A 15,257-nucleotide genomic window follows, 5' to 3' on the forward strand; every position below is an offset into this window, starting at 1 on the left:
GACGCCACCATGACAGAGCAATCTACCGGCAACGATGTTTGCATCATTATCGGCGCCAGCCACGGCGGCGTTAACTTAGCCTTTGCCCTGCGCAAAGAAGGCTGGGAGGGCGAAATTCACTTAATAGACCAAGACCCCAACCCGCCCTACCATCGCCCGCCGCTTTCCAAAGCGCATTTAACCACCGACGATGGGCTGGAGAAGATTCTGCTTAAAGCCCCTAAAGCCTATGAAGACAACAACATTCAGCTTCATTTAGGGCATACCGTTACGGCTATCGACCACGTACACCAACAAATTAACCTCGAAGACGGCAGTAGCAAAAAGTACGACAAACTTGTTTTAGCCGTGGGCGCGCGCCCCATTATTCCGCCCATTAAAGGTATCGATGACGTTCAACATTTATACCCCATGCGCACCGCCGACGACGTAAACAAAATCCGCAGCGCTTTTAAGCAAAGCACCGAAAAGCGAGTGGTGATAATCGGCGGAGGCTATATTGGCCTGGAAACGGCGGCATCGCTTAAAAAACTGGGCGGTGAAGTAACCGTGCTAGAGCGCGAAGAGCGTATTCTTGCCCGCGTCACGGCGCCGGTTATGTCCGAGTTTTTCCATAAACTGCACACAGATAACGGGGTAGATATTCACACCGGTAAAAACGTGGTAGAGCTGCGTCAAAACACCAACCGCCAGGAAGTCGTGTGCTCAGATGGAACCGTCTACCCGGCCGATGTCATTGTAATGGGCGTGGGTATCCGCGTTAATCAAGAGTTAGCTGAAGAGGCCGGATTAAAAATCGATAACGGCATCAACGTTAACGAACAGTGTAAAACCAGCGACAATAATATTTACGCCATTGGCGACTGCACCTACCACTACAACAATCACTACGACCGTTGGCTGCGTTTAGAGTCCGTCCAAAACGCCGTGGACCAAGCCAAAATCGCCGCCCAGGCACTAACCGAGAAAAATCCCAAGTACGACGCACTGCCATGGTTCTGGTCTGATCAGTACGACGTTAAGCTGCTAATGGTCGGACTTTCAGATGGCTACGATGAAATCCTCAAGCGCGATGAAAGCACAGACGATCAACATAAATTTTCGACGTGGTACTTCAAAGGCGAGCAACTATTGGCCGTCGATGCCGTTAATAACGCCAAGGCATACGTTGTGGGCACAAAACTGATAGGCGCAAAAAAACCCGTCAACAAGCAGGTACTTTCCGATCCAGAGCAAGACTTAAAAGCTTTATTGTAAGCACTGCTACATTAACTCAGGGCAAACACTTTTAACCTCCGATCATAAACGGCCGCGACAATATCATTATTGACGTCATCTCATTGCCGTCCCGTTAAGCATAAACACAAGCTTCTACGGGTCATGCTAATGGGGGAATTTGATATTATAGTGTGAGCGTGGGACATGGGCTCAGTACTTGTTGCCGCGCCACACCGTGAATACTTCCATGTAAACTCTACACCTTACCCAAAACAAACATATTTAAGGCTCTACTAGAGCCTTGCTATACGCCCACTTTACACTCTTAACAGTATCTCCCTAACGTACGCTACTTAGATGCGCCCTCAGAGCTTACCCCTCCATTTAGTATCCGCTTTTAATTTACATAAATTATAAAAAGAAACAACAGCAGGAAAATACAATGCAGTAATGTTAAATCCCTGCACACAAATCACAATGTAGCAGTTTAATGAAGCTGAGGCCGAAGATAGCGTCAGTTGGATATAGAACCGGCTAAAATCAAGGTGCTGCGCCATATTCGTAAAGAATACGCATGCCCTTGCTGCGAGCCATACATTACCGTTGCAAAGAAGTCAGCCTTACCCTTTGAGAAGTCCATCGTCTCGTTGAGCTTACTGGCCTATGTCAGCGTCAGCAAATACCTTGATGCGTTACCTCTGTACCGGCAGGTCAACCTTTTAACCGCATAGGCGTTAAGCTGACTCGAACCACTTTGGCCAATTGGATGGTCAAAGTGGGCGATCTGGTGCAACCGCTGATCAATCTACTGCTCGAGAGCACGCGTGAGCAATCCAATCTGCATATGGATGAAACACCACGCAGCTAACACACCGCAAAAAATCGCTCACGGTCGAGCACTTGACTACTTCGATAAACAGTGGCCGCGTGTAATTGGCTACCTAAACGATGGGGCCTACCCAATTGACAGCAACAGGGCGGAAAATGTTGTGCGGCCGTTCGTTATCGGTCGTAAAAACTAGCTGTTTGCCAACAGCCAGACCGGCACTCGCGCCTCGGCCAGCCTATACAACGTAATCGAGACCGCTAAAGCCAGAGACCTTGAACCGTACGCTTATCCCAAGCACGTGTTCACAGAGTTATTTCTAACCAAAGCCGTCGAGGTGACATATCAAGAATGTGGTTAGTTAGACGTTTACCCAAAAAAGCCTCGACCAAGAGGCCGAGGCTAATAAGTAAGTTATGAGATTTAAAGAATTAGTGACCTAACTCTAAAATACCCCAAACTTCCAGATCATTAACAGTAACCACCGCATCACCGTCTCCATTAGTAGAAACCGGAAGATTGGTACTAGCACCACCAGGTAAATGCAAGGTTGCTGTCGTTACACTCTCAGGGAAGTAGCTTTGTGGAATCGCCACTTCAACACCGTTAAGTGTTGGTGTGACACCACCTGCAAACGGTCGGTTAATCAAGTGAACAACATACGGTGCACTTGCATTTGTTTCGTGAACACGCGATACAGCAGACACCGTTTCATTCGACACCGAACCATTAACGCTTACATTGATAGCAAGACCGTCGATCGTACCACGCTGCCCGATGTGACGAACTTTACTTCCTTGATTATCAAGCACAGATTTCTGCTCAGCGGTGAGTAAGCTCAGATCACCATCCGTAAAGATATAATCAAACTGATCGAAATCTTCTGAGCGAGGAACAACCGGATAACCCTCGTCACCAAACACCAGCAAGTCAAAGTTAATGTTGTCTAACGTTAAGATTCGAGTACTCGATAGAATTTGATTACCACCATTCAATAAATTAGCTTTCATAGATGAGTACATGGCGTGAACCAGCCCCACTTTCGAGTATGAAGTGTAATCATCAAACAGGAAATCATTATCCCTAACGAATCGATAAATATCGCGGTAATTCTCTGCTGGAATATTCCACGTTTGGAGCGGCAGTGCATCATCACCTACCCATACGGCCGCTGGGATCGAGAACAGACCACCATAAGCGTAGGCTTGTGCGATCCAGCCACGAGCATAGCGAGTCGAATCGTTCAATCGAAGTGCATTAAACTCAGAAGGATACGGGAATAAAGCCAGTGGTTTATCAACCGCCTGTGCTGCTTTGTACTGGGCAACAATATTGGTCGGTAATTCTGTAAGCGGTAGCTGCATATCCATAAACAGCTCGTTACTTAAGAACGTAATATTCTCGTTAAAGAGATAACCACGTGACTCAAATAACTGTGTGCTCGCACCGATGGAAATATCAGGGCGTTGCTCACGGACGTAATCTAGCACTTCAGAAAACTTCTGGTTCCACACATCTCGGTTAAAGTAGATAAAGTCCTCAAGCAACGGAATATTACCAGAGATGGTATTACCAGCGTTCGACCAACTTGTATGAGTAACACCTTGCGCTATCAAAAACTCAGCATAATCAAAGGTATTAATATCGCTAATACCCAAAGCTGAAAGCTCAGCATTCGTGTACTTCTCGCCTAACCACACACGGAAGTTCTGCATCGCATATTCTGAGAAATCCCCCCCGAAGGTGCGCATATCCGTCGTACGCGTTGAGTTAGTTTGTGTATCAAACATCAGCTTGTCAGGGTTGGCTTTAAGAAGTTGATCAACCTGTGACTTCATAAACGGAACAAATGCAGGACTATGATTACTCAACCAGTTGTTGTTATAACCGTTATAAGAAAGGTAACCCATAAAGGTCATTCTTACATTGCGATCATCTAGGGTCTTCACATAATGCGGCTCTGGGTTGGTTAGGTACTCAGTCGCCCAACGGAAACCCCAGTCGAACTCGCCACGCGCGATGAACTCTATACCAAGATCTTGCCAATCTTGAACGTCGCCAGCCCATTCAATAATTTCACTTTCATCATAGAAGTTATCCTCTGGTGGATGTCCCCAGAATGAACCTGTCGCACCCGTTTCTTCAACACTGTAGCCTTCTAGCTCATTGTTTTGAGCATAGGTATACCAAACATCAGACTTTAATACTTTATTCGCCTGCGGAATAGTAACAGGCTCTTTTAGATATTGCAGACCCGTTGAAGGCCCTTGAATAGGAGAAACCGTATGCTCATTTGGGTTGTAAAGTGCCGAGGGACGAACAGAATCTTCACTGACTTTAGCAAAACGTACTTTGTCACCACTCCACTGCCAATCATTACCACCAACAGCTTTTACGCGTACGGTGTAGTTACGGCTCTCTTCAACAACGAAGTCACCGCCGTAAAGTTCAACCTCTTCCACAATATCGTAACCGCCGGTATGGTCGAAATACCCCCAAGAAACAGGCCAGCCGTCAAGATCAATCCTCGCGCCATAGCTACCCGCTTGCCCTGTTGACGCATATAAGAATGACCTGTAAGTACCCGCCTCTAGGTAGACATTGTAATAATCCCCCCAATCACCGTTAGTCACAAAGCTCACATTGACCGCACCTTGATCAGCAACAAACCCATCATTAGGGTCACCGCCAACACGACCAGTCGTGCCTGTCGCATCAAAGTCCTCTAATTCAATTACAATACCACCAGGAGGAACACGGTTCGGATCCCCGTTAATTGTCCCAGTTGCGTTAAAAATATTTGTTGCAAGAGTGCTTGGGTGTACGAAGTTAGTACCGCCATTTACATCAATACCAAAACCGATGCTGTCGCCAACTGGACCACTGCCGCCGTCGGCATTCCCGATACGAAGTTCAAAACTATGCGTACCAGGTGTAAGGTTCAAGTTTGCGGTTTGTGATGAGTTTTCCCAGCTATCGTCTGAAAGTACTAAATTCCCATCGATATACAAACGCACACTGTCATCTATGTGTTCGAAGAAAGAAATATCACCATCAGCATCATAAATAGTACCGGTGAATACTTCAGTAGTGTTTCCACCAATAGCGTCTTCTGTTCGAAGTAAGTTTTCGCTGACTTCGTAATTTGGGTTAGCATCGTTCCAGTTTTTAGCTCCGCTAACATACCCCCAAATCAAGCCATCCCCATTATGATCAAACGGATAACCATCGCCAGGCGTTGGTGTTGGCGTTGGTGTTGGTGTTGGCTCTGCAACTGAAGACAATGAAAATGATTCCATGTTCCACTGCCAATCTGCACCTACACCTTGTACGCGCAGCTGAGAGACGCCCGCAGGCAACGTTACTTGCTGGCTGTGTACCAGTGGCTGGAAATCATCCCATGCACCTAAAGGAACACCTACGGTTCCTTGGCTAATCCATGATCCATTTTGATTTACAAACAATTCAATATTTGCATTTGAGGCTATGTTGGTACCGACTAAATATTCAACGCTGTAAACACCACCATCAGCAACTACATAATAATCAACGAAATCACCAGCATTAACCCAATTAATACCGCTCTCTCCATTAACACTATAAACATTAACGGCATCGGGTTGGCTAGGGTTACCGTCGGCATAGCTACCTCCGACATTCACAAAAGACTCAGCTTCGACTTTTATAGTCTCGCTAAATGCAGGATTGCCAAATGCCACTAACGAGGCCGTTGACAGTGCAATGCTGGTGCTAAGCAGTGCTTTTTTTGTTTTCAATTTCATAGAAACTCCAATTTGATTTTTTAACCGCTATCTCTAATTCCATTTCCCTGATAAAGGTAAGGTTGTAGCTGATAAATATATAGACAACATCGCGCTACAATGGAATGCCATATTTTTTACATAAAGAACTAAGATGCTAAAAGTAAATACAACTTAGATTTTAAAAGAACATTGGGTAATATATAAAAATTCCCATGGATCAAAATCGCCCATTTCGACTTCTGTTACCCGATGTTCTCGCCACAAATTACTTACGAAAAAAAACCAAATCAACAGATAATAATAATTTATTTCGATTTTGCTATCACAGTCAACAAAACCAGAAGATGCTTTATATTTCGCATAAAAATGCGGCTTAGATCTCTCTTTTTCTTAGCGGCCTTCAGTTGGCTGATCGTACAAACAGAAAGCCCTTTAGCTTGATCGCCCAACTAGTGCTTTAGCGACTCACTGACATCACCTGTTGATATGTCTCGAAAATACAGCCAAGGGAAGGACTATTCAGTGGTTTGGCTAGGCTTAAAATACGGCGGTACGAGCGGGTTATTAAACTTTATAGCCTGGTCTGCGCGATCACTAATTTTGGGACTACTCACATTAATATCCCCAAGACCCTTTTAAATGGGGCGCCCCGACAGTTAACCACTGCGTACGACTCCGCCGTGCCTCATCGGTTATTGTTGATCGGTAAGCTTCCAGCAGCTGCATCTCACCCTCAATCGTTTGTGTTAACAACTGTTGCGCACCTTGCTTCAAAGCTTGCTGTAAAAAATCAATCGTCTCTGGCTGTGTAGTGTAGAAACAATAGAATCGGTCATACAGTGTGCTCCTTGTTGGTTGTTACCCCGCCAGAATCAATCAACGGGATACGCAGCCACTTCGCCTCCTCGCACATCAGAAATAATCATACCTCTCATTATTTCCATAACTTACGCTGCTTAGATGCGTCCTCTGAGATTTTCCTTTAAGTTTGCACCCACTTTAATTCACATAAATTATAAAAAGAAACAATAGCAGGCAAATACAGTGCAGTAATGTTAAATTCCTGAACACAAATCACATATTGTAGACAACACACATAATACAATTGACTTTAGTGGCAAACCAACAATACACCGTTCGCTACTGCAAGCAACCCGCCGGTTACTGGTGCTGATGCAACCCGTAAAGCGTTAATCAATTGGTATCCGGTAAATCAAATAATAATGAATTGGAAATCAACATGACGATATCGAGAATACCTCTAAGCATACTGACCGCGGGCCTCATGGTCGCGGGTAGTGCACATGCGCAATACGCTCCCTGGGAAGGATCATTCCATCACTATACCGACACCTACTACGACGTAGACGGTAACCTAGTCAATGAAGAATACCCTGAGCCAATTCAGGTTCCCGGTAATGGACAGTCCCCCTGGGACCCGTCAACAGCCATTAAACGCACCACCCCTGAACATGAGTTATTGCCCTTGTCCGATTTGGATAACTTGGGCAGTTGGCAGTTGGTACCCGAACTGAGCGATGAGTTTGAAGGCACCGAGTTTGATGAATTTAATCACATGGGTAAAGAGGACGGTAAGTGGCTGCCTAACAACCATATTTGGGGCGGTCGTCAACCGGCATTATTTAAACCCGGTAATGTAAAATTAGAAAACGGCAAATTACATTTATCCATGAAACGTGACGGCGATGTTGAAGCTCACGGTTACTGGGATAATTGGTACGCCGGCTGGAGCTCGGCCAGCGTGCAAAACGTCAACCCTATTCGCTATGGTTACTTTGAAGTTAAATCGAAAGTAGGTATTGGCTCAAGCGGCTTTTGGCTGTACGCCGAAACCCTTGAAGAAACCGAATACTTAGCTCAGTTCGGCAACAGCGCCGGCCACGTACAAAATAAACTCGAGCTCGATGTTTACGAGCAATCAGGCCGTCGTCCCGAGTGGGCGCCCTACTACAATATGAACTCATGGGTTTTTACTCACCAAGGTGAAGAGCAAACCTATACCGACCCTAATACTGGAGAGCAGTGGCCGGCCATGCAAAATGGTGGGCACTGGGATGCAGACATCGACTTTGCCGCTGACTTTCACGTGTACGGTTTTTACTGGGGGCCCGAAGAAATCGTGTGGTATTTTGATGGCCAGCCCATCCGCCGTATGGAAAACCGCTACTTTCACACCCCGCTATACCTTCTGTTAGATACAGAAACTATGCCCGACTGGTTTGGTTTGCCAACCGAAGCCGAAACCGGTTATGCCCACGAGATTGAATACGTAAGAGTGTGGACCAACCCCGATACTGTACAAGATTGGCGCGGCCGCTACTTTATGGACCCTCCAGTACGAACTGGCGATGGCTTAAACGGCAAAGCCGGTGAAAACCGTGTGGCATTACAATACGGGAGCGAGGCTGAGTATAGAGAACTATACGGTAACCCAGTTATCGGTTCTGCCGGCCCTGTAGCAATCACCGACATCAGTGCTAAAGAGCCGCGAGTAACCATTTATAGCGATACCGGCTATGTCTTGCATACAGTATTTAGCCCCGCTAATGCCAGTAACAAAACCATGAACTGGAGCTCAAGCGACCCCAGTATTGCTACGGCCAATAGCTCAGGCGTCGTCACAGCGCACAATGCTGGCACCGTCACCTTTACCGGTACTCACAGCGACTTGCCCGGGAAATCCATCAATATCATCGCCGATGTAGTCACGGTAGGCTCACGCTTTGATATCGCCTTAACCAACTACAATGCCACCGGTAAAGATGGCGAAGCCGTAGAGGGCGACAATGTTTACGGTTTTGGTGTCGGCAATGGCGTCGTGACCTTCAATACCCGTGGTGACTGGGGCGAATACAGCGCCGACTTTGGTAATGGCGGTTTGTTTTATGCAGGCGTCTCCGCAGGCAGTGATATTGCCTCTGGCCTTGGGGTAGAGATTTTCATTGATGGAGAGCTCGTGGCCTCGGGTGACCTATTAAGCTCTGGCGACTGGAACGCCAATATTCGCACCGATCTGGTAGAACCATTTATGGTCTCGCCTGGCGAGCACACCGTAAAAGTTCGCAGTGCCGGTGAATCAGGTTGGCAGTGGAACGGCGCGGTGGTTCACTTTACCAACATTTTGGACGGGCAAGTGACCGATCCAACCGATCCGACTGATCCAACCGATCCAACTGATCCGACTGATCCAACCGATCCGACCGATCCGACCGATCCGACCGATCCGACCGATCCGACCGATCCGACCGATCCAACTGATCCAACCGATCCAACTGATCCAACTGATCCGACTCCAGATTATACCGTGGTGATAGAGGCTGAATCCTTTACCGCAACCGGTGGCGAGCATGACGGTTTTGAGGTTTATACCACCGGCAGCATCGAGGCCACCAACTGGAATCAAACCGGCGATTGGGCGAGCTATACTGTCACTGTTGCACAAGATGGTAAGTATCAATTGAATGCCTATTTGGCGACCCCCGAATCTGCCAGTGCGATTGAAGTATCCATCGGCTCTTATTACCAATTGTACAAAGATGTAGCCAGTACCGGAGACTGGGATTCGTTCAGCCTGCAAAGCTTTATCGAACCTATCGACCTGGCAGCCGGTGAATATCAAATCACCGTGAAGGGTGTCGGTAGCACTGGCTGGGAATGGAACGCCGACCGCTTTGAGTTAGTACGTATTGGCGATAGCGACAATTTACCAGAACCTGAACCAGAACCTGAAACCCCAGACGAGCCGACCGAAGGCGAACTGGCAACCATTACCGTTGAAGGTGAATCATTTAGCCGTACCGGCGGTACCCATAATGGCTTTGAAGTCTATACCGTGGGCGATGTAACAGCCACAAACTGGAACCAAACCGGCGACTGGGCCGAATACACCGTGCAAGTACCAAGCGATGGTCTATACACTGTAACTTACTACCTAGGTACAGCCGTTACTGGCAGTGCCATCGAGCTAAGTGTTGACGATATTGTCCTCGGTATCGACAGTGTTCCAAATACCGGCAACTGGGATCAGTTTCAGGCATTAACTGCAGCCCCTGTGATGTTGACACAAGGTGAACACACCTTTCGGGTGACCGGAGCCGGCAGTCAAGACTGGGAGTGGAACCTGGATAAATTTATTGTGCAAACTAATCAGTAGTAATTTATCGGTTTAATACAACCGATTCAAAAAGGCGGCCTTGATCACTTGGCCGCCTTTTTGTATTTATCCAGCGGCCAATATTCAATAGCCAAGCACCAATAGTCCGTTGACATTAAATTGGACTAAAGCACGACCAGCCCTTATCCTCCCCCTTTTATAAAACCTTACGCTGTACACTGGCATTACCATCCTCTATGTTTAGCAGTCACAAAGTTGCTCAGCAACAGTCAATCGTGACAAAAACTCTGATAAATTTAATGGTTTTACACAAGTAATCATTCATAATTAAACGATGAATAGATTCTTAACAATATCGACACATCGCATTTGGAGAAAAAATTGAATTCAAAAAATCTAACCTGCTTCAAAGCCTATGACATTCGAGGCAAGCTCGGTGAAGAGCTTAACGAAGACATCGCCTACCGTATTGGTCGCGCCTATGGTCAATTCCTACAGCCGCAAAGTGTTGTGGTTGGGGGCGATGTACGCGAAACCAGTGAAGTGTTAAAAACAGCGGTAGGCAATGGCCTGCGCGATGAAGGCGTTGACGTAATTGATATTGGCATGGTCGGCACCGAAGAGGTGTACTTTGCCACAAGCCACCTTAAAGCCAGTGGCGGCATCGAAGTAACAGCCAGCCATAACCCCATCGACTACAACGGCATGAAGCCTATCCGCGAAAACTCCAAACCGATCAGTGGCGATACTGGCTTATTAGATATTAAACGACTGGCCGAAGAAGGCAGCTTTGCCCCAGCTGACTCGACCGCGCGCGGAAAATTAATCAAACAGAGCACGCTCGATGCCTATGTTGAGCATTTGCTCGGCTACGTTGATACACAACAATTAAAACCATTCAAAATTGTCGTTAATGCCGGCAATGGCGCAGCTGGCCATGTAATAGACGCGCTAGAACCTCACCTGCCCTTTGAATTTATTAAAATTCACCACGAGCCAGACCCCACTTTCCCCAATGGCATTCCTAACCCAATGTTAATCGAAAACCGGGGCCCGACCCGCGATGCCGTTTTAGCGCATGGTGCTAACCTAGGTATTGCCTGGGATGGTGACTTTGACCGCTGCTTCTTTTTTGATGAAACTGGCGAGTTTATTGAAGGCTACTACTTAGTGGGTTTATTGGCCGAGGCTTTTTTAACCAAAGAGCCCGGCGCTAAAGTGGTGCACGACCCGCGCTTAACCTGGAACACCATTGCTATCGCCGAGGAGTGTGGTGGCAAGGCAGTGCAATCAAGAACCGGACACGCTTTTATTAAAGAGTTGATGCGAAAAGAAAACGCCATTTATGGCGGCGAGATGAGCGCCCACCACTATTTTCGGGACTTCTTTTATTGCGATAGCGGCATGATCCCCTGGTTACTGGTAACCGAGTTAATGTGCCGTAAAAATGCAACCTTAAGCTCCATGATGAAAGAGTGCATTGCGCGCTATCCCTCGCCGGGCGAAATCAACCTTCAGGTGGCCGACGCCAAAACGGCTATCGCTAAAGTCCGGGCACACTTTCAGGCAGAGGCGCTTGAGGTGGATGAGACCGATGGCGTCAGCATGATTTTTGCCAACTGGCGTTTTAATTTGCGCATGTCAAATACCGAGCCGGTGGTGCGCTTAAACCTGGAAAGTCGTGCAGACCAAACGTTATTGCAAGCCAAAACCGATGAAATACTCGCGCTGCTAGAAAACAGTTAGAGCGCTGCTAATATTCGGTGCCAACGCCCCAGCAAACACCGCTCTGGGCGTCGGTACCGCGCAGGCTGTAAAAAATCTGCATAAAAACGCCCGCGATATCCCACACTTTTGTGTGGGATAAGCACTACTCCTATTTTACTCAGGCCCCCGCCCAGGCAATACCAAACCCCCGTTAAACTAAACTACCCCCAACGCCGCCCTACCGGCCTATTCTTCTCATCGGTGCAAAGAACACTGCCAAGTTAACCAACGTAAAGACCTTGAAGCCCCAAAGGATGTTGATTATAGTTGTTAACAATAGACATATAACAATCAACCTCCAGAAATCAAGTAGTGATAATACTATGAAGACGGCTTACTCTCCCCGCACGTCCTGGCAAAAAGCGCTGACTCGCATTCTTTTCTTCTGGTTCTTAGGTCACTGCCACCATGTATTGGCAGCTTCTCAGACTTTTGAATTATTGCCATCCACACCTTACACACTCAAGCGCGAAGTAAGCGGCAGCGTCACCCAACGCCTTACCCTACAGCTGGATAACCCCGCCAATTACGCCAGCATCAGCATCGAGGCCAACAACAAGTTGGTGGTAGAAAGCCTGGATATACCCACCACAGGCCTGCAAACATTAAGTGCCTTGGTTCAATTTGATGCCCTGGGGCCCGTAGCAATGACCCTGACAGCCAACAACGCGCCTTTAAACATTAGCCGTTTGTCGCTCGAACCCGTTTCGCAAGCTGTTATTCCACACTTTAATGATATTACCGCCCAAGCCGGTATGGACCAGGTCAACTCTCTAAAGTATGGCGGCCCAACCATTGCCGATATGGACAATGATGGCGACTACGACTTTATAGTGAACAACCACAACGATGCCAGCAGTAAACTGTACTGGAACAACGGCGACGGCACTGTCAGCAAGCACGATGCTAATTTAGCGCGTTGGTTTATGCACGATTTGCACGGCACCTCGCCCGGCGATTACGACAATGATGGCGATTTAGACTTAGTCGTTACCCAAGGTGGAGGCAATGGTACTAACCCATCTAAGGCGAACTTTTATCGCAATAACAACGGGACACTGGTGCTATACACCGGAGATGTAGGCATAGACAAAGGCGGGCGCGGACGCGGTGCCCGCTGGTCAGATATGGACATTGATGGCGATTTGGATTTACTGCTGTTTAACGAAACCAGCCTATACGGCGATAAACCTCAGCACTTTTTTTACGAAAACCTGGGCGATGGTCGTTTTGAGCGAAAATCTGTTCCCGGTATTCAAGCGATGCACCCATCACGAGTACTGTTAACCGATTTCAACGGCGATGGTATTGACGATTTTGTAATGTATGGGCCATTAAGTTTATGGCAAGGCAATGGCGACTTCACCTTTAGCGATGTCACCGCAAAAGTCCCCTCCCAGGTAAAATCCTTAACCAACATTATGGCGGTTACCGATGTCGACATCGATAACGACGGTGACCTGGATCTATATCTGGCACGCGGCAAGGCATTCGAAGGCGGTAAAGGCGAATCACCTTCGGTAGACTTTGACCCTTTGCAAAAAATATTTGCCATAAAACCGCGTGGCTATAGAGGTGTAGATACTTTTTCATTCACCGCACAAGGGCCCGTAGAGCTTTCCGATTATTACTTTTTAGCACAGGGCCTACAGCGTGGAAAAGACTACCCCATGTTCCTGGGGCGCGACAAACAATCCACCGTACTGCAAAAAGGTCAAGATTGGACACTAAACCCAAATCAGGCCGAAGGCTGGCCCGATGATATTTCAGAAAACGGCATGTACTTTGGCTACCTGGGCAATGGCCAATGGAAAGCCGCACTAGTCCGCAATAGGGATGATTTTTGGGGTTTTAAATTTACCCTCACCGGCGTAACCGATGTAGTGACCGACTTTGAAGCGCAAAACCGCAATGAAGCCGATATATTACTGCGCAACGATGGCGATCGCTTTGTCGATGTCTCGTCGCAGTGGAACATCCCCCCGGGCAGCAACTCTCTGGGCGTAACCCGAGGCGATTTCAACAACGATAGCCATCAAGATATTTTTGTTAGCCGCTGGGGCAAGGTCTATGGCAAAACGTCTGACTACCTATTGTTAAACACCGGCAACGGAAGCTTCGACACAGTGACCATGCACGGCGCAAATGACATTGGCGGACCGGGCAATGGTGACATGGGGCAAGCCTTTGACTTTAACCTGGACGGCTCGCTTGACCTTTTGCTCGGCAATGAAGGGGGCCAATGGTATCTGTATAACAACAGCCAAACAAAAGCCGGCAACTACAGTTTGGTAGAGGTAGGCTACTCCCCCAAACAAAATATCGACCCGATGGGTGCCTACGTTACCTTGCACACAACCAACCACAGCTATCGACAGCGGGTAGGCTCTGCGGGTGAAATCTTCTCGCAAAGCTTGCTCAATATTGTGCATTTTGGCCTGGGCTCACAGAGCACCATAGAGAAAGTAACCATCACCTGGCGCAACGGCGAAACCGCCGAGTTTACCCGCCCCAAAGTCAACACGCGCCTTTCTTCCGATCAGCTTCCACCCACCGCTATCAATATAGGGCCCGAATCACTACAGGTTCGAACCCAAACCACTTATCCCTTAACGCCGACCTTTTCACCCGAGCATGCCGATACTCGCCTACAGTGGCAGTCCGATAATCCGACCCAGGTAAGCGTCAACTCGCAAGGTGTGATCAAAGCCGTGGGCAAAACGGGCGAGCGAGCCACCATCACCGCCCAAAGCATGGCAAGCGATCAGAGCGATTCGGTGGATATTACCCTAGTCGATTGGTACCCAGTGGCCGTAGAATCCGTCACTATAGCCGATAAAACCACGCCAATGTACACCGGGCAAAAACGCCCTTTACAGGCCAAGGTGACCCCGCTTCACGCGGATAATCAGAGCCTTCAGTGGGCGAGCAGTAACCCGCAGGTCGCGAGCATTAACCAAGAAGGTGTTTTACAAGCTCACCAACCAGGCCACACAGAAATCACCGCCAAGAGCAAGCAATACGGCCATGTGGACGACCACTTTACCCTACAGGTAGAAGACTACCGCGAAGGCCACATTACCATTAGTAACCGTGACCGCTGGGCCAGTCAGCCCATTGTCATCGGGCAACCGATTGAACTACAGGTAAGCTATGATGCCGGCTCGGGTAATCAGGTGATTGCCTCCGACGAAGGCGGCCTGCGCTTTTGGCTGCGCCACTTTAAATCGCGCTGGATACCGGTAAAAGACGTGGTCAAAGTAGACGCCGATGCCCTGCATCAACAATCGGGCGAATCGGCCGAGCGCTTTAACACCCAGGGCCTAACCCCAACCGCCAATCTGCCCGACGGACACTTTTATCAACTGCGCGCTTCGTTTACCGCCAGTGACGGCAAAAACTACAACGCCACCATTGATGAGATTAACCTGGTCGCGCCAGACTAAATAACCCGTTAGCAGGCGAGTTGAATACAGTCCCAAATATTTTTTAACATCGAGAAAAGGGGCGAGCACTATAAACCCTTGCCATCGCGGCAGGTTTTATA

The 15,257-nt window shown here is 48.0% G+C and carries 9 protein-coding genes; 8 read left to right on the forward strand and 1 reads right to left on the reverse strand.

Annotated elements, in window-relative coordinates; genetic code table 11:
• The first annotated feature begins 9 nt into the window (after window positions 1-9).
• The 5 genes from Q4526_RS15495 to Q4526_RS15510 all read left to right on the forward strand — a co-directional run bounded on the left by Q4526_RS15495 (window position 10) and on the right by Q4526_RS15510 (window position 2,405).
• A complete protein-coding gene (locus tag Q4526_RS15495; RefSeq protein WP_215978019.1) occupies window positions 10-1,257 on the forward strand; it encodes an NAD(P)/FAD-dependent oxidoreductase in 1,248 nt (415 codons plus the stop codon).
• Window positions 1,258-1,736: 479 nt separating this feature from the next.
• A complete protein-coding gene (locus Q4526_RS15500) occupies window positions 1,737-1,949 on the forward strand; it encodes an IS66 family transposase zinc-finger binding domain-containing protein (protein ID WP_215978020.1) in 213 nt (70 codons plus the stop codon).
• A gap of 35 nt (window positions 1,950-1,984) precedes the next feature.
• A complete protein-coding gene (locus Q4526_RS15505) occupies window positions 1,985-2,086 on the forward strand; it encodes a hypothetical protein (RefSeq protein ID WP_303609694.1) in 102 nt (33 codons plus the stop codon).
• Window positions 2,043-2,240, forward strand: a complete 198-nt coding sequence (locus Q4526_RS16510; protein ID WP_368411111.1) for a transposase — start codon at window positions 2,043-2,045, stop codon at window positions 2,238-2,240. The genes Q4526_RS15505 and Q4526_RS16510 overlap by 44 nt, the downstream gene beginning before the upstream one ends.
• A gap of 54 nt (window positions 2,241-2,294) precedes the next feature.
• A complete protein-coding gene (locus Q4526_RS15510; RefSeq protein ID WP_303609695.1) occupies window positions 2,295-2,405 on the forward strand; it encodes a transposase domain-containing protein in 111 nt (36 codons plus the stop codon).
• Window positions 2,406-2,475: 70 nt separating this feature from the next.
• On the opposite strand, the gene Q4526_RS15515 is transcribed toward Q4526_RS15510, so the two are convergent.
• On the reverse strand, window positions 2,476-5,826 hold the full coding sequence (locus tag Q4526_RS15515) for a carbohydrate-binding protein (RefSeq protein WP_215978023.1): 3,351 nt from the start codon (window positions 5,824-5,826) through the stop codon (window positions 2,476-2,478).
• A 1,222-nt stretch (window positions 5,827-7,048) separates the two neighbouring features.
• Between Q4526_RS15515 and Q4526_RS15520 the strand changes: the two genes are divergently transcribed.
• The 3 genes from Q4526_RS15520 (at window position 7,049) to Q4526_RS15530 (ending at window position 15,156) form a co-directional block, all read left to right on the forward strand.
• Window positions 7,049-9,982 carry a carbohydrate-binding protein gene (locus tag Q4526_RS15520; RefSeq protein WP_215978024.1) on the forward strand — a complete coding sequence of 978 codons (2,934 nt, stop codon included), beginning with the start codon at window positions 7,049-7,051 and terminating at the stop codon, window positions 9,980-9,982.
• A gap of 342 nt (window positions 9,983-10,324) precedes the next feature.
• Window positions 10,325-11,689, forward strand: coding sequence for a phosphomannomutase CpsG (locus Q4526_RS15525; RefSeq protein WP_215978025.1), 1,365 nt, complete (start codon window positions 10,325-10,327; stop codon window positions 11,687-11,689).
• A 344-nt stretch (window positions 11,690-12,033) separates the two neighbouring features.
• A complete protein-coding gene (locus Q4526_RS15530) occupies window positions 12,034-15,156 on the forward strand; it encodes an FG-GAP-like repeat-containing protein (protein ID WP_215978026.1) in 3,123 nt (1,040 codons plus the stop codon).
• Window positions 15,157-15,257 lie beyond the last annotated feature (101 nt).

The organism is Gilvimarinus sp. 2_MG-2023 (assembly GCF_030547685.1).
Taxonomy (GTDB): Bacteria; Pseudomonadota; Gammaproteobacteria; order Pseudomonadales; family Cellvibrionaceae; genus Gilvimarinus.